The following is a 15827-nucleotide window of genomic DNA, read 5'->3' on the forward strand; positions in this document are numbered from 1 at the left end:
ACGCCCGGCAGGCCGGTCATCGTCGTCGAGCACCTCGCCCTGCAGCCCAGGTGCTCGCGGACATCGATGAAAGGTGTTCTCTCATGTGTCATCCCTCATGGGGACCCGCACTTACCGCGGCACATCGCCTGAGCGACCTTGCGCGACTGCGTCGCGTCCGCGATCGGATCGACCGGGAGTACGCGCAGCCGCTGGACGTGGAGGCGCTCGCCCGGGGCGTGAACATGTCGGCCGGGCACCTCAGCCGCCAGTTCCGGCTCGCCTACGGCGAGTCGCCGTACTCCTATCTGATGACGCGGCGCATCGAACGCGCGATGGCGCTGCTTCGGCGTGGCGACCTCAGCGTCACCGACGTCTGTTTCGCAGTCGGCTGCTCCTCGCTGGGCACCTTCAGCACGCGCTTCACCGAGCTGGTCGGCATGCCGCCCAGCGCCTACCGGCACCGCGCGGCGGGCGCTGCGTCGGGGATGCCGTCATGCGTGGCGAAACAGGTGACCCGACCGGTCAGGAATCGAAGAAGCGCCGGTCATCGAGCCGCACCTAGCGTGCCGGCTATGACTTCCATCGAATCCCTCACCCTCGAGATGGCCTGACCTGAACGGGAACACCGGCATCCAGACCGCCGAGCAGGGCGCCGAAATCAGCCGAAATCATAGGAATTCACGCGTCACAACGGGCGCAGGTGCTCGATCGTGACGCGGTGCTGCTCGGTCAGCCGCTGGGCGATCAGCGAGCGGTGGCAGGCCTCGGGGTCGCGCTCGACACAGAGCAGCGCTGCGGTCCGGCTGCTCGACAGCGCCGACACGATCGGCGTGAGGTCGGCGTGGTCGAGGATCTCGGTGGTGTAGCGGCGGGCGTACTCGGCAGCGAGCTCGCGGCGCGATCGCTTGCCGACCCCTTGGCGGTCATCCTCGGCGTACTGGAGCCGGCGTAACTCGGTGGTTGGCGCGAGCTCGAGGTGGTGCTCGTAGGCGATCCGAGCATCGGCGAGGGCCGCCTGCAGCCGGCGTGAGTTCGCCCAGGCGTACTCGGGGCCGCGGACACCGCGGCGCTGGCGTACGTCGAGCAGCAGACGAACGTCCGCGTGCCGCAGTCGTTGCAGGAAGGACTCGCCGCCGAAGCCATAGACGCCGATGGTCACCATTCTGAGCACCGGAAATCACCCACCTGCCTCCTGCTCGTGCCGCCTCCGGCAGCCCTGCCGGAGGCGGCGAGGTCGCATCACGCGACAGCGGTCCCCTCAAGCTCGACCATCAGGTCGGGGATCGCCAGCCGTGTCACCCCGAGCATCGTGGTGGACGGTGCCACCCCGGCGGCGCCCAACCGCGACGCCAGCACGCCGTAGTGCTCGAAGAGCCGATCGACATCGGTGGTGTAGACGTTGAGCCGGACGAGGTTCGCCAGGGACATGCCGGCCTCGCCGAGCACGGCCTCCAGGTTGTCGAGGCTCAGCGCCAACTGCGCCGCCATGTCATCGGCATGCTGGGGCTTGCCGTCGCCGCTCATCGCGGTCTGCCCGGCGCAGTACAGGGTCCGGGTGTGCCCGGAGACGATCTCACCCTGGTTGTACCCCAGCTCCACCGACCACGCCCACGGGTTGACCGCCGTACGCTCCATTGCCGCATCAGCTCCATTCGATTTGTCGACATTTACGCAGGTCCGTCGGTTGATGAGCCTCCCAACAAATCACGACATCCTGTGTCGTGTATTTCGATAAAGTTCTCCGTATGCGCGCCGACCGGTTGGTCTCGCTGGTGCTGCTGTTGCGCCGGCACGGCCGGCTGTCGGCGGCCGCGCTGGCCCGCGAGCTGGAGGTGTCCACCCGCACCGTGCTGCGCGACATCGAGGCGCTGTCCGCAGCGGGCGTCCCGGTCTACGCCGAACGCGGCCGGCACGGCGGTTTCGCGTTGTTGCCCGGTTTCCGGACCGAGCTCACCGGACTGAACCACGACGAGGCCCTTGCCCTGCTGGTCGCCGGATCGCGGCGCGGCGCGCAGGCATTCGGCCTCGGCTCGGCGCTCGCTTCGGCGATGCTCAAGGTGGTTGACGCGCTGCCCGAAAGCTATCGGGATACCGCGGCCGGCGCGGCCGAGCGATTGCTCATCGACCCGGAGACCGACCTCCTCTCGCGTCGGCTGGTCGATGAGGAGGTGCCTGATGCCATAGCGGCCGAGGTCCTGCGCGCGGTGTTCGCCGGGCACAAGCTGCGCATCCACTACGCGGCTGTGGACAAGACTCCGGAGTGGCGCACGGTGGACCCGATCGGCCTGGTCACCGTACGCGACCGGGGCTACTTACTGGCCACGAGGTCCGGCGCGGACCGTACCTACCGGCTGTCCCGGGTCTTGGCCGCCGAGGAACTCGCCGAACCCGCACAGCGACCTGACCGGGTCGATCTGGACCGGGCCTGGCAGGAACGCAGCACGCGGTTCCGGACCGGCGGCGACCAGGTCGCCGTGCTGGTACGGGTGAACCCGGCGCGGCGGGAGGACCTGGTGGGCACCGCGCTGGCCGTCCTCGCCGAAGAAGCCGACCCAGACGGCTGGCTGCGGCTGGAGGTGACCTTCCAAGATCCGCGTCACGCCGAATGGGCGCTGTGGCAGCTCAGCACGAACGCGGAAGCCCTGGCCCCGCAGTGGCTGCGCAACTCCCTGCGCAACCGCGCCACCGCGATCGCCACCCGCTACGGAGTGTCATCCTGAGAGTTGTCGCCTTATGCGGGCCGAAGGGGACGAGTTCGGTGACGGGCCGGCTACAAGGCTGAGTTGTCGTCATTGGGACGGGATCTCTGCCGGCATCGTGTCGGACAACTCGGCGCAGTGATCGGTTGTCACAGGGCGCCAACCACGTTCGACTGACCGGCGGCATTGCTCGGGATTGTCGCCTGCGCTGGTGAACAGGGCCGTCAGCAGCGGCACTCCGTGGGCGAGCGCTTGACCCGGCAATGGGCCGGTCGCGACCAGCGATGCCAGTCCATGACCGATGGTCCAGCTCTGCGTAGCCAGCTCCAGCGGGTCGATGTCGTCACGAAAGCGACCGGCGGCCGTCGCCCTTTCGACGCCGCGAACCAGACAGTGCAGCGTGTCATCTGCGGCCACGGCGTCCTGGAGCTCGAATCCGGCGTCGAACATGACCCTGTAAAGATCGGGACTGGTCAGGGCGTTGGACAGGTACGCGGCGCCGAGGGCGGCCAGATCCCGCACGGGATCCTCCGACGGCGAGACTGCGGCGAGCCGGGCCGCCAGGCGAGTGAATCCCTCCTGCCGCACGGCTTTCCACAGGCCGTCCATGCCGCCGAAGTAGGTGTAGACGGCCATGGACGAGACGCCGGTTCCGGCCACCAGCGAGCGGAGCGTGACCGGCTGCCGGACGGCCAGCATCTGCGCGGCCCGGTCGATCAGCAGGGAGCGTACCGCCGGGTCCTTCACCCTCACCATGGCACCACAATACATAGCATTGCTATGTTTTCGGGGAACGCCCAACCTTCTGTGCTGATTCAAGGAGCGGACATGGCCGTGACACTGGTCAACCCCGACGGACTGCCGAAACCCGACGTCTATCGCCAACTGTCGATCGCCACCGGGTCCAAAATGGTGTTCCTGGCGGGCCAGGTGGCCCGCGATGCCGAGGGCCGGCGAGTCGGCGAAGGAGATCTGGCCGCTCAGGTCGAGCAGGCCTACCTCAATATCGGCACCGCACTGGCCGCGGTCGGCGGATCCTTCGACGACGTGGCCAAGCTGACCATCTACGTCGTCAACTGGGCACCCGACAAGATGCCGCTGCTGGGAGAGGGTGTCGCGCGGGCAGCCGCGAAGCTGGGGGTCGATCCGGTCAAGCCGATCACGCTCCTGGGAGTCGCGGCGCTGGGCGAACCCGATCTGCTGGTCGAGGTCGAAGCCACCGCCGTCATCGACTGAATCGGGCACCCTTGGGACACCTCCGCCGATCTCCCGTGTCGGCGGGCGGTGTCCGCCTCCCAGCCTGCGGTGTGCTCGCCGAGTACACCGCGTTCCTCAAGGCGTGCCTCAAGGGCCCGAAGCTCGTGCACCGGCTGCCAGGATGCGGCCTGGGCTCACAGCGGCAGCTCCAGCGTGATGGTCGTTCCGTCGCCGTTTGATGAGGCGAGGTCGTACCGCCCTCCCAACGCTGCCGCGCGGGCGCGCAGCTCGCCGCGGTCGAGAACCTCCCGCGAGCCGAGCCCCAACCCGTCGTCGCACACGGTCAGCCTCAACGTGTCCCCGGCGGTCAGCGCCATCGACACGTACGTGGCCCGCTCCACAGCGGAGAGCGCGTCGACGAGCACCGAGAACGCGAGGCCGGCCACCTCGTCGGGCACGACGCGCTTGGGCAGCGCCCACACCTCGACCGGGATCGCCGTGTGCTTGCTCCAGCCGGCCACGAACGCCTCCACCGACTCCCGCAACGTACGGCCCGTGACGTGCGACGGCTTCCTGGCCAATTCCGACACCGCGGTCATGACACCCCCCTCTCTCCCTATGGGACCAGAGTCGTGGAGCATCCTTTGAGCCACATGGTGATGGGATGAGAGTCACATGAAACATGTGGGCGACCGGGCGATTTCACGGGCGAGAAGTGGTTTGCCCGGGAATCGTGGTGCCGCGCACGGAGAAGAGGTCCCGTATCAGCGCGGGGTGAGGACGCAGAACTCGTTGCCCTCCGGGTCGGCGAGGACCGTCCACGGCACGTCGCCCTGGCCGAGGTCGACATCGGTGGCGCCGAGAGCCCGCAGCCGGGCCACCTCCGCCGCTTGATCGTCACCGAGGTACGGCCGGAGGTCGAGATGGATACGGTTCTTCACGGTCTTCACGCCGGGGGTGCGGAGGAACTCCAGATACGGCCCTACCCCCTTGGCGGAGCGCAGCACCGCATGATCGTCGGTCACCTCGTGCAGAGTCCAGTCCATCGCCTCGCCCCAGAACGCGGCCATGGCCCGCGGATCCACGCAGTCGACCACCACCGCGGCGATCGGCCCGGTGTCCTGGTAGTTCGATCGAGGCTCCAGCACACAGAACTCATTGCCCTCCGGGTCGGCGAGGACCGTCCACGGGACGTCGCCCTGGCCCACGTCGGCGGGCGTCGCGCCGAGATCCCGCAGGCGGCTGACCAGGTCCGCCTGATGGGCCGCAGACGTGGTCGCGAAATCGAGGTGCACGCGGTTCTTCACCGTTTTAGGTTCCGGAACGGCAACGACGTCGATGTAGACGGCGACGGGGTCCGGATAGACGAGGCCCACCGGCTCGACGTTGGTCACGCCGGGCCCCTCGCTGGAAACACTCCAGCCGAGCGCCTCCGCCCAGAACCGGCCCACTGCGGAGTCATCCCGGGCATCCATCGCAATCTGAACGAGCCGCGTCGCCATGCCGCCAACCTTATGCCTCCGTACAACCACCAGACCGAGACAGAGCACAAGATCTGGTGGAGGGACGGCACGGCGGGAGGCGACAGGTGACAAATAGAACGTGCGAACACGGAATGCCGCCCGCATGGTTCATTCCGGACACGGAATCGTCCCCCTCACGTGTAGAAGTGACCGACGCATACGCCCCCACGTGTGGCCATCACCTCGTTGAGATGGCTGCCCTCGGGCCAGCCGTTGACGACCACACGTAGCGCGGCTGTGTGACCCGCACACACCTGCGCCAGCGGTCCCGCGCCACTGGGCCACCGTGGTGGCGGGCACGTCGAACCGCGATCTGGATGAGCAGCTCCTCCAGAGTGCCTTTCGCGCGTCGATCAGGGTTCGGCTCTGCCGGTCGCCCATGCCCAGGCCGCGATGGCGACGCGGTTTCTGGCGCCGGTCTTGCGCTGGATGGCCGCGATGTGGTTCTTCGCTGTGCCCGGGGAGAGGAAGAGCAACCGCCTTACCTGCGCTAGTTGGATCGCCGTCGACCTCATTCACCCCCGTGTAAAGGTCGGCGGAAGGAAACCATAAGCGCGCTCCGCCACAGTAGAGCCATCGAAACGAACACGACCTGGTTCCACCAGGACGTGAGCTGAAGAGGAGAACCACGATGGGAACAGTCCGCTCGCAGGACGGCACCATGATTGCATTCGACGAGTACGGCCCGGCCGACGCGCCGGCGATCGTCCACGTTTACGGCGCCACCGCGCACCGCGCAGTGCAGGCCTCTCCGGCCGCGATCGCCGACGTCGCCGGCGGTGACCTCCGAGTGATCGTCTTCGACCGGCGGGGACGCGGCGAGAGCGGCGACACCGAACCGTACGCCGTGCAGCGTGAGATCGAGGACATCGCGGCGCTCATCGCCCACGCCGGCGGCCGCGCCACCTTGCTCGGGGAGTCTTCGGGTGCCGTGCTGGCCCTCGAGGCCGCCCGCGCCGGGCTGCCGGTCGACGGCGTGGTGATGTTCGAGCCGCCGTTCGTCGTCGACGACCAGCGGCCACCGGTGCCGGCCGACTACCTGCCGCGACTGGACGCGCTCATCGCCGAGGGCCGCCGAGAAGAGGCGCTGAAGCTGTTCACCGTCGAGGCCGTCGGCATCCCCGAAGAGTGGCTCGGTGGCATGACCGCCATGCCGACCTGGGAGCCCGCGATCCAGGTCGCGCCTACTCTGCGCTACGACGGGCGGATCATGGAAGGGCTGATGGCCGGCGACCCGGCCGCCCTCCAGCGCTACGCCGACGTCACGACGCCGGTGCTCGTGCTTGTCGGCGAGCAGACCTTCCCGTCCCTGCCACCGGCTGCCGCCGCGATCGCCGACGTGCTGCCCAAGGGTGAGCTGCGACAGATTCCCACCGCCGACCACACCCTCACGGCCGACGCGGTGGTGCCGGTGCTGCGCGAGTTCGTGGCTGGGCGCTGACCTGGTCGCACACGTGGATGATCAAGGGCTCGCGTCTCGGTGTTCCTATGCCGAGCCGGGCCCCTTCTGCTGGGGACCTCGACGATACAGCCGAGATCCTCCATCCCTTCGCCTGCCTTCGATGGCGCAGCTCGTGGGCCGCGCCTCCTGCGTCGAAGTAGGCACTCTTCCTGCTCACGCAGGCATGGGCATATGTCGATTCTCCTGGCCAGCCGGTACGGACGCCGTGGGGCAGTCCTGCCGTTGGTCTCTCCTGACTGATCGGTAGCCTGCAAGTCACATGTAAGCCCGCACGTCTAGACATGCACATGTGAACCAAGACGCCGGAAATCCGCACGAAGACGGCGTTCCAGCCGTCATCGCCGCGAATGAGCCCGGCCATCTCGTTACAATGCGGACCCCGTTGAAGGAGGGAAACACGCTCCCTATGGCACTGGAGATCAGGTACCTCGGCCCGTGGCAGGTCCTGGCCGGTGACGAACCGGTCCGGCTCGCCGGGCAGCGCCGAATCGGCGTGCTCGCCAGACTTGCCCTGGACGCCGGGCAGGGCGTACACACCGAGCGGATCCTCACCGACATATGGGGAGAAAGCTCCACGGCGACCATGGCTAAACAACTCCACATCGTGATCTCCAAACTCCGCGAAACCCTGGGACCCCACACCACCGAAGAGATCATCCAGACCATGCCCGGCGGCTACCTGCTCGCGCTCGAACCCGAGCACATCGACGCCCACCGGTTCACCCGCCTGGCCAAACGCGCCCGCACCGCCCAAGCGCAGGGAGCCAGGGACACCGCGGACGCCCTGTTCCGCACGGCCCTGCAGCTGTGGCGAGGCGAACCGCTGGCCGAACTGACCGCCCCCTGGGCACGAATCGAAGCCACCCGCCTGGGAGAAGAACACCTCACCGTCCTGGAAGACCACGCCGATCTCCGCCTCGCCGCCGGCGACCACCACGCGGTAGCCGCCGGCCTGGCCGCACACGTGCGGGCGCACCCTCTGCGCGAACGCCCCGCCGCCCAGCTCATGCTCGCCCTGCACCGCGCCGGCCGCCCATCCGAGGCGCTCGCCGTCTACCGGGACACCCGCCGGATCATGGTCTCCGAACTCGGCATCGAACCCGGCGCCCAGCTACGCCGCCTGCACCAGGCCGTCCTGCTCAAGGACCCCGTCCTTGACCTGACCGCCCCGGCCCAACAGATCACGCTCAGCGAGCCGTACATCCCGGCCGAACTGCCCGCCGACACCCGCGCCTTCACCGCCCGCGCCACCGAGATCCAGGACCTGCGCACCGCGCTCGGCGACGGACCCGCCCACGGGCCTGCCATCACCGTGATCGACGGACCCGGCGGCATCGGCAAATCCGCCCTGACCGTCCACGTCGCCCACGCCGTGGCCGCCCGGTACACCGACGGCGTCATCTACCTCAACCTTCACGGATCCACCCCCGGCCTCGACCCGCTGACCCCGGCCCAGGCTCTGCGCTACCTGCTGCGCTCCCTCGGTCTGGACGGCGCCGCCGTCCCCGCCGACCCGGGCGAGGCCGCCGCGCGCTACCGCTCCCTGACCGCGACCGGCAACCTGTTGGTCATCCTGGACAACGCCCGCGACGTCCGCCAGATCCGCCCGCTCATCCCCGCCGGCCCAGGCTGCCGAGTGCTGATCACCAGCCGGGACCCGCTGGCCACCCTGGACAACGCCCGCCACCTTCACCTGGGCACCCTGGATGCCGCCGACGCCGCCGCGCTCCTGTCCCGCCTGGCCGGACCCGACCGGGTACGCGCCGAGCCGCAGGCGGCCCAGCGGATCGTCCACCTGTGCGGTGGCTTCCCCCTCGCTCTGCGGATCGTCGGCGCCCGACTGGCCGCCCGCCCCGACTGGACCCTGTCCGACCTGGAAACACGGCTGGCCGACGCCACCCGCCGCCTTGACGTGCTGGAGTATGCCGACCTGGCCATCCGCGCCAGCATCGCGGTGAGCCACCACCACCTCAACGAAGAACCCACCGGTCGCGACGCCGCCCACCTGCTGCCCCTGCTCGGCCTGCTCGACCTGCCCACCCACACGCCCGCGGCCACCGCCGCCCTGGCCGGCTGGCCCCTCCACCGCGCCGAAGCCGCCCTGGAACGCCTACAGGACGCCCGCCTCCTCGAACCCGCCGGAGCCGACCGCTACCAGTTCCACGACCTGGTCGGCCTTTATGCCCGCGAACAGGCGCACCAGGCCCTGTCCGAGGAGGAACGCACCACCGCCGTACGACGCGCCCTCCACCATTACCTGACCACCCTCTGGATGGCGGGCTCCGTGGTCAACAGCGATCCCGTACTGCGATGCCCCGTCGAGTTGCCCGACATCGCCTTCAAGGATCTGGCGGAGGCGGGACGATGGGTCCAGGACGAGCGGGACAACCTGCTCGCCACCGCGCAGCAGGCGTTGGACGGCCCCGACCCGGCGACCGCCATCGGCCTGGTCATCGGGCTCCACTGGCCCTTCTGTTACCAGGCCTGGCACACCGAACTGGCCGACGTCTACGCGAAGGCCATCGACGTGGCCGATCGCATCGCGGCGTGGGAGGACAAGGCCCAGCTCCGCAACTTCCTCGGCTGGGTTTACCGAGACCAGGGCCGCTACGACGCCGCGATCGCGGAACTGAAGACAGCTCTCACCGACTGGGACCGCGCGGGACTGCCCCGAAGGAAGGTGGGAGCGCTCAACCACCTCGGTGTCATCAACACGATCATGGGCCGTCTCGATGACGCGCTCGGCTACCTGGAGTCCGCTCAAACGCTCAACGACGACACCGAACGCCCAGGGGCAGCGGCCGCGATCCGCAACAACCGGGTGCACGTCTACTTCCGCCAGGGGCGCTTCGATGAGGCGCTCGCGGAAGCACGCCAGTTGGTAGAGGTCTGGCCGAAGACGGACCCGCTCGCCGGTGCGGGCACGGCACACGATTCGCTGGGCGACGTCTACCGCCACGCCGGCCGGCTGACCGAGGCGGTGGAGAGCTACACGACGGCCGTGCGGCTACTCCGCGAGTCGGGATACCGCCTCGGGGAAGTCATGTCACGCTGGTGGCTCGGCACCACCCTGCACGACCTGGGACGGCACGGCGAAGCACGGAAACAGTGGGAGGAGTCCGTCCGCCTCCTACGCGACGCCCGCCTGCTCACGCCCGGGGAGGCGACCGAGATCCTCGCCCAGGCGGTGCCGGAAACCCCCCGGCCGATCAAGAACATGCTCTGACCCTCGGGCGGCGAATCAGTTCTCCTGGTGCCCCATTTGGTGTCGCGGGCCATGGTCTCCCAGCCGTACCACCGCTGGCGCTGAAGGCGCAGCTCGACTCGTCCCTTACAGTCGCTCGACACAGAGCCCGCGCCGACGACATCCCGGTAGCCGTCCTTCTTCGCCTTGCCGGGGAACAGTATGCGCTTCGCCGCACTGACGGTTCCGACCTGGGCAGACGCGCAGGGACGCTCCGGACCACAGAACCACTCTTTCGTTACGAGAAATTCGATAAGTTCCTGGATCAAGGACTTAGGGATGAAGTGGACTTTAGTGATGCCCGGTATGTCCGCGGTATGTTGTTCAGGTCACCTGCGAATCGATCCCGAAGCCCTCGAAAACACCGCTATGCCCAGGGGCGGGGGAAGGTGTCGCCGTCCAACCGGTCGCCCACGGCGAGTCCGAGAGGGTCGGTCACGATGTGTTCGCTCCCGCTGTAGGTGGTCGCCTCGTCCATGTAGATGGTGACGTGCGCGAACCGGGCCTGGCCGGTGCGGTTGGGCAGCGCCATGTGGCCGGTGTAGCCGCTGTGGAAGGTGCAGTCGCCGGCCCGGAGCGGCACGGTGACCCGAGGGATCCAGCGCAGGGACGGGTCCATCGCGAACAGGTCTTCCTCGTGGTGGAGGTCCTGCGGACGCAGGCCGGTCCGATCCTGGGTCCCGGGCAGGAAGGTCATGCAGCCTCGCTCCGGCGGCACGTCGACCAGCGCGATCCACGCCGACAGCGGCAGCCGGTCGCCCGCATGCGGCCAGTACGGACGATCCTGGTGGAACTCCGTGGCGGCGTTGTTGTGCGGCTCCTTGACCAGCATCTGGTCGTGCCAGAGCCGCAGCGGGAACCCGGCGAGCTGCTCGGCGATCCGCCCCAGCCGCGGGTCGAACGTGAGCTCCCGCAGCGTCCGGTCGCGTTGCCAGACGTTGACCAGCTGGCTGAAGACGCCGTGCTTCTCCAGACTCTCCGCGCGATGGGCCTCCAGGAACGCCTCGGCGGCGGCCCGAAAGCGCTCGACCTGACCCGGCTGGAGAACGTCCCGCACTCGGACGAAACCGTATTCGCGGTACGCCGCCACAAGCTCCTCCGGCACCCGGCCGTCGGCGCCCACGTCGCTGCCGGACTGCCCGGCCGTCGTCATCGTCATCGCTGACCTCCAAGGTTCTCGCGGCTGAGATACCAACCAGCGTCGACGAGACGCACCGTCAAGGGCTAGGCCGATCCCGGCGAACAGTCGTACGATCCCGACATGCCTGCCACGCTGCACGAACACGCGCTGTTCGCCGGGAGCCCGGTCTTGGCAGGTGTCCACCACGTGGATCTCGACCTCGAGCCGCACGCGCACGACTTCCTCGAGATCGCCGTGATCGGAAGCGGTGACGGCCGGCACGTGACCAGCCAGGGCGAGCACCCGCTGCGGCGCGGGCAGGTCATCGTGCTCCGCCCCGGCGCCTGGCACGGATTCCTGGACTGCACTGACCTGACCGTCGCCAACTGCTGCCTGTCCGCCCATGCCCTGCGAGCCGAACTGGCGGCACTGTACGACATCCCGATGCTGCGCCGGACGCTGTGGACCGACCCGGTGGCATCCGGCACACACGGCGTGGCGGTCACGACCGTCGATCCGGCCGCCGCAGAGGAGGCCATCACGGAGATCAGCCTGCTCGAACGGGACCTCGGAGCCGACCAGGGCCGGCCGGGCCGCGTGCTGGGCCGGCTGATCACCGTGCTCGGCATCCTGGCTGACGGCCGTGACCCCGAACGGGAGACGCCCGAGTCCGCCATCCACCCCGCTGTCGCCGCCACCATCGCTCGGCTCGAGGCAGCCCCTGCGGATCCGTGGCGGCTGGATGATCTCGCCCGGGCGGTCAACCTCGACCCCGCCTACCTCGGACGGCTGTTCGGACGCTACGTCGGGCTGACGCCGCTGGGCTTCCTGGCCCGGCTGCGGGCCGAGCGCGCCGCCACGTTACTGGCACACTCGACCCTGCCGGCTGCCCGGGTCGGCGCCGCCGTCGGCTGGGACGACCCGACCTACTTCGCCCGCCGCTTCCGGACACTGGTCGGACTGACACCCACCGAGTACCGGCGACGTAGCCGATCAGCCGCCCATACGCAGCTCAGCACCCCGGCCGAGTCGACGGACGAGCGGCGCAGGTCGCGCCACTTGCCGCCGTCGCCCACGTAGGTGGCGTCCACGATCTGGCGACGGCAGCACTCTTCGATCAGTTGTTCACGGCGAGGTGGACAATGGTTTCGGTGCCGTCGTCCCAGCGCCACGGCACGTGGTGGCCCTGCAGATGCACGCCGCCGATCCATCGGTCGATGCCGTTGAGGGCGATCTGGTCGGCCTCGCCGGCCAGCACCCGTGCCCCGGTGTCGGTCAGGCGCACGCCCGTCGTCCCCTCGACGGGGCGGCCGGGTGGGTTGAGGCGGAGCAGCGGGTGCGGCCCCTCCGCCATCCGTTTCATTCGGCCGAAGCACGTGCTGTCCCCCATGTACGGCCGCGTCTCCCGTGCCCCGGCCCGCACGAAGGCCGTCCCGGCGTCGGGTGCGCCATCGGCGACGGCGGCCAGCACCCGCCGCTCGGTCAGCGACAGGCCGTCCCGCGTCGCCGGATACTCCCGGCTGAGCCGGTCGAACGCCTCGCCAAGGAACCGCAGCTCGCCCAGCCGCGCGGCGGCGATGGCGCCCAGACCCTCGGGGGTGGGCGCGCGGAAGGCCGCCCACGCGCGGGTGGCCAGCTCGAGCGCCGCCGGGGTCAGCCGCGCGCACGCGTTCGTGTGCGGCAGCTCCCGCAACTGCTCGGCGGTCAGCTCCCCGAGGCCGCCGAAGCGGGCGATGCCCGCGTGTTCGCCTATGCAGATCAAGGTGATGCGCTCGGCGGCAACGCCCAGATCGGCCAGGCGGGCGAGGATCTCAGCGATCTGCAGCTGGTCGTACAGGTCCGCCTCGAACCACAGCACGTATTCCCCGCCGCGGTTGGCCTCCAGTGCCTGGTCCCGCTCAGTGAACTGGCGCGTCGCCTCGGCGGGTTCGGCGCTCTCGTAGCCGGTGAGGTAGTCGACCCTGATCCGGCGCAACTCGGCCGGCGCGACCTCGGGCACCGGTCCCTCGTGCAGGATGTCGCGCCAGTAGACCACGCGCCGTGCGAGCCCGGTGCCCGGCACATCGGTGCAGTCGCCGTTGCTGATGTGGAGCGCGTCGGGCATCCAGTCGAGCGGGGAGTCGTCCGGCGTCGTGCCCGGGTGCTCAGCGAGGAGCTTACTGCGGGCGGTCGCGTACGATTCGCCGGTCTTGGCCATCCGGGCGCGCACGCGCCGCTTGAAACCGGCCTGCTTGGTCATGATCGTCTCCCGCGTCCCGTCCGCGGATCCCCCAGCGATCGCTGCGGCGGGCGCACGATCGACGAATGACGCCCCGGCCGAGAGATGGGTCTCCCTTTGCCTCCGTCGGGTGACCCGGCTGGGGCGGGTCGCCGGAGGTTGGGCGCGGACGGTCGCCACCTCTTAAGGTACTCGGCGGCCGGTACGTCGCGCGATCCCTCCCGCTCAACTGACTCCTCAGCGTTTCTCGACAAGTGTTGCGTAGATAATCTGCACACATCAATCTAGAATGGATGTGAGATATGGATTAGAGGACATGTGATGCTGCTTAGATTCAGAGGGGCGAACCATAGATCGTTTCGCGACGAGTTCGAGGTCTGGCTGGCGGCGAGCAAGTTCAACCAAGGGGCAAGGCGCCCCGCCGGTCTCGCCGAAGATCCCGACTTGACCTACCTGCCGGCGACCGCGATCTACGGCTCGAACGCGTCCGGCAAGTCGAACGTCCTGCATGCCATCCGCTGGATGCGGCAGGCCGTCCTCAACTCCGTCCACGGGTGGTCCGCTCTTGACGGCATCCCCCGCGAGCCGTACGAACTGGACCCGACCGCCCGCACGGACACTTCCCTTTTCGAGGTCGACATTGTTCTCGGCGGGGACCGGTACGTCTATGGCTTCGAGGTCTCCGACGAGCAGGTCGAGACCGAATGGCTGCATGCATATCCAGGCGGTCAGGCCCGTCGGCAGGTCTGGTTCGAACGCGACGCCGACACCGCCGAGCCCTTCTCCTTTCCCGGTGAAGGGCTCAAGGGACCCAAGGAAAGCCTTGTCTCCCAGACCCGTCCCAACGCGCTGTTCCTGACCGTCGCCGCAGCCTTCAACCAGCCCCATCTCAAGCCGATCCACGACTGGTTCCGGCACAACCTCTGGTGGATCAGCCCAGGACGCGACTTCGAAGACCGCCAAAGCTTCACGCGCAAGATGCTCGACGACCCGCAGCAGCGGGATCGCATCATCGGGCTTCTCAAAGTCGCCGACCTCGGCGTCGTGGGGACCGAGATCGACAGCCTGACCGGCGAGCTCCGGCTCGTACACCAAGGGCCCCACGGCCCTGTCGCGCTGAGCTATGACCGGCAGGAATCCATGGGCACCCGATCCTGGTTCGCCTTCCTCGGCCCCCTCCTCACCACCCTGGACCACGGGGCGGCTCTCCTCGTCGACGAACTCGACACCAGCCTGCACCCCCTCTTCGCCGCCGAAGTCCTCCGGCTCTTCCAAGACCCGGCGGCCAACCCCAACAACGCGCAACTGGTGTGCACGGTCCACGACGCGACCCTGCTGGGTCGTACGCACCTCTTCCAGCCGTTGGAACGGGACCAGGTCCGCATCACCGTCAAGAACCGGGACGGCGTCTCCGAGATCTACCCGCTGACCGACGCCCGTCCTCGTAAGACCGAGGCCCTCGACCGCAACTACCTGGCCGGCGCGTACGGCGGCGTGCCCAGGCTGACCGTCGGCGAGATCGCAGAGACGCTCGCCGGCCCACTCGCGGAGCCGTCAACGGAGGTGCACGCCTAATGGCCAAGCGCGGGGCACCCGGTGGAGCCACGCCTCCGCGTCCAGGTGCGGGCAGCCGCAGAAAGAACAAAGTCCTGTTCATAGTCTGCGAAGGTCAGACCGAGCGGAGCTACTTCCACCATCTCAACCACCGTTATGGAGCGGAGCACAACTTCCAGATCCAGCTCACCCCACGCAGGGTCACCGAGGGGCAGCAGTTCAACGGCTACAAGCCCGTCCCAGCGGTACGAGAGGCGATACGGCTCAAGAATTCCACGAAAGGGATCAAGAACACGGTGTTCTGGGCGGTCTTCGACCGTGACGAGAACGAGGACATCTACGAGGCGTTTCGCCTTGCCCGCCAGAACGGGATCAACGTCGCCTTCTCCCACCCGCACTTCGAGCTCTGGCTCTGGCTCCACCTCGCATCAGGCCCACCTGGCCGACTCGGCGGGGACCGTACGGTGATCCCGGCGAAGCTTCGAAGGATCAAGGAATTCTCGGACTTCGTCAAGCTCGTCGAGCCCCATCATTTCGAGGAGCTGATCAAGGATGGTCGGCAGGCGACAGCCGTCAAGCTGGCCCAGCACCTCGTGGCCGACTGCCCAAGCGGACGCTGCGCTCCCGCACCAGAACCCGGTGCTTCTGGCCACGTTCCCAACTGCGACATCCTCCTACGCGATCCCTCGACCGACGTCTACCGCATCCTCGAGGTCCTCGGGATCGTCTCCTGATACAACAGGAGATCGAGAACATACGATCTCGGCCCCAACGGATTTGGTGTCAGCCGCCGCTCGGCATGGAGCACGAGTGAGGCGTGGGTCGTCG

General features: G+C 68.5%; 16 protein-coding genes. 8 read left to right on the forward strand and 8 right to left on the reverse strand.

Going from position 1 to position 15827, the window contains the following annotated elements; genetic code table 11:
* Positions 1–83 precede the first annotated feature (83 nt).
* Entirely contained in the window at positions 84–593 is a 510-nt protein-coding gene (locus tag ACTWQA_RS25880; RefSeq protein ID WP_443161677.1) for a helix-turn-helix transcriptional regulator, read from the forward strand.
* A 74-nt stretch (positions 594–667) separates the two neighbouring features.
* Here the strand turns inward: ACTWQA_RS25880 and ACTWQA_RS25885 are convergent, their stop codons facing one another.
* Complete coding sequence (locus tag ACTWQA_RS25885; protein WP_443161765.1) at positions 668–1144, reverse strand: DUF488 family protein, N3 subclade; 477 nt, start codon at positions 1142–1144, stop codon at positions 668–670.
* A 77-nt stretch (positions 1145–1221) separates the two neighbouring features.
* The gene (locus ACTWQA_RS25890) at positions 1222–1617 is read right to left on the reverse strand and encodes a RidA family protein (protein WP_305919710.1); all 396 of its coding nucleotides are present in this window, start codon (positions 1615–1617) and stop codon (positions 1222–1224) included.
* A 110-nt stretch (positions 1618–1727) separates the two neighbouring features.
* On the opposite strand from ACTWQA_RS25890, the gene ACTWQA_RS25895 reads away from it, so the two are divergent.
* Positions 1728–2702: a helix-turn-helix transcriptional regulator gene (locus tag ACTWQA_RS25895; RefSeq protein WP_443161678.1), complete on the forward strand. Its 975-nt coding sequence runs from the start codon at positions 1728–1730 to the stop codon at positions 2700–2702.
* 69 nt (positions 2703–2771) lie between these two features.
* Here the strand turns inward: ACTWQA_RS25895 and ACTWQA_RS25900 are convergent, their stop codons facing one another.
* On the reverse strand, positions 2772–3437 hold the full coding sequence (locus tag ACTWQA_RS25900) for a TetR/AcrR family transcriptional regulator (RefSeq protein ID WP_443161679.1): 666 nt from the start codon (positions 3435–3437) through the stop codon (positions 2772–2774).
* A 72-nt stretch (positions 3438–3509) separates the two neighbouring features.
* On the opposite strand from ACTWQA_RS25900, the gene ACTWQA_RS25905 reads away from it, so the two are divergent.
* Entirely contained in the window at positions 3510–3917 is a 408-nt protein-coding gene (locus ACTWQA_RS25905; protein ID WP_443161680.1) for a RidA family protein, read from the forward strand.
* A 155-nt stretch (positions 3918–4072) separates the two neighbouring features.
* Here the strand turns inward: ACTWQA_RS25905 and ACTWQA_RS25910 are convergent, their stop codons facing one another.
* The 3 genes from ACTWQA_RS25910 to ACTWQA_RS25920 form a co-directional block, all read right to left on the reverse strand.
* A complete protein-coding gene (locus ACTWQA_RS25910; RefSeq protein WP_443161681.1) occupies positions 4073–4477 on the reverse strand; it encodes a hypothetical protein in 405 nt (134 codons plus the stop codon).
* A gap of 165 nt (positions 4478–4642) precedes the next feature.
* A complete protein-coding gene (locus tag ACTWQA_RS25915) occupies positions 4643–5380 on the reverse strand; it encodes a VOC family protein (protein ID WP_443161682.1) in 738 nt (245 codons plus the stop codon).
* A gap of 374 nt (positions 5381–5754) precedes the next feature.
* Positions 5755–5916, reverse strand: coding sequence for a LuxR C-terminal-related transcriptional regulator (locus ACTWQA_RS25920; protein WP_443161683.1), 162 nt, complete (start codon positions 5914–5916; stop codon positions 5755–5757).
* Positions 5917–6032: 116 nt separating this feature from the next.
* Between ACTWQA_RS25920 and ACTWQA_RS25925 the strand changes: the two genes are divergently transcribed.
* Together ACTWQA_RS25925 and ACTWQA_RS25930 are read left to right on the forward strand one after the other, a co-directional pair.
* Positions 6033–6842: an alpha/beta fold hydrolase gene (locus tag ACTWQA_RS25925; RefSeq protein WP_443161684.1), complete on the forward strand. Its 810-nt coding sequence runs from the start codon at positions 6033–6035 to the stop codon at positions 6840–6842.
* A gap of 403 nt (positions 6843–7245) precedes the next feature.
* Positions 7246–10089 carry an AfsR/SARP family transcriptional regulator gene (locus ACTWQA_RS25930; RefSeq protein WP_443161685.1) on the forward strand — a complete coding sequence of 948 codons (2844 nt, stop codon included), beginning with the start codon at positions 7246–7248 and terminating at the stop codon, positions 10087–10089.
* Between the two features lie 385 nt (positions 10090–10474).
* Here ACTWQA_RS25930 and ACTWQA_RS25935 read toward each other — a convergent pair whose 3' ends face one another.
* Positions 10475–11266 carry a phytanoyl-CoA dioxygenase family protein gene (locus tag ACTWQA_RS25935; protein ID WP_443161686.1) on the reverse strand — a complete coding sequence of 264 codons (792 nt, stop codon included), beginning with the start codon at positions 11264–11266 and terminating at the stop codon, positions 10475–10477.
* Between the two features lie 102 nt (positions 11267–11368).
* Here ACTWQA_RS25935 and ACTWQA_RS25940 point away from each other — a divergent pair, with 102 nt between their 5' ends.
* Entirely contained in the window at positions 11369–12307 is a 939-nt protein-coding gene (locus ACTWQA_RS25940; protein ID WP_443161687.1) for a helix-turn-helix domain-containing protein, read from the forward strand.
* Positions 12308–12344: 37 nt separating this feature from the next.
* On the opposite strand, the gene ACTWQA_RS25945 is transcribed toward ACTWQA_RS25940, so the two are convergent.
* On the reverse strand, positions 12345–13466 hold the full coding sequence (locus ACTWQA_RS25945; protein ID WP_443161688.1) for a hypothetical protein: 1122 nt from the start codon (positions 13464–13466) through the stop codon (positions 12345–12347).
* A 300-nt stretch (positions 13467–13766) separates the two neighbouring features.
* On the opposite strand from ACTWQA_RS25945, the gene ACTWQA_RS25950 reads away from it, so the two are divergent.
* Positions 13767–15020 carry an AAA family ATPase gene (locus ACTWQA_RS25950; RefSeq protein WP_443161689.1) on the forward strand — a complete coding sequence of 418 codons (1254 nt, stop codon included), beginning with the start codon at positions 13767–13769 and terminating at the stop codon, positions 15018–15020.
* The gene (locus ACTWQA_RS25955; protein WP_443161690.1) at positions 15020–15733 is read left to right on the forward strand and encodes an RloB family protein; all 714 of its coding nucleotides are present in this window, start codon (positions 15020–15022) and stop codon (positions 15731–15733) included. The genes ACTWQA_RS25950 and ACTWQA_RS25955 overlap by 1 nt, the downstream gene beginning before the upstream one ends.
* The last annotated feature ends 94 nt before the right edge of the window (positions 15734–15827 follow it).

This window comes from Nonomuraea sp. 10N515B, assembly GCF_052245915.1.
Lineage (GTDB): Bacteria > Actinomycetota > Actinomycetes > Streptosporangiales > Streptosporangiaceae > Nonomuraea.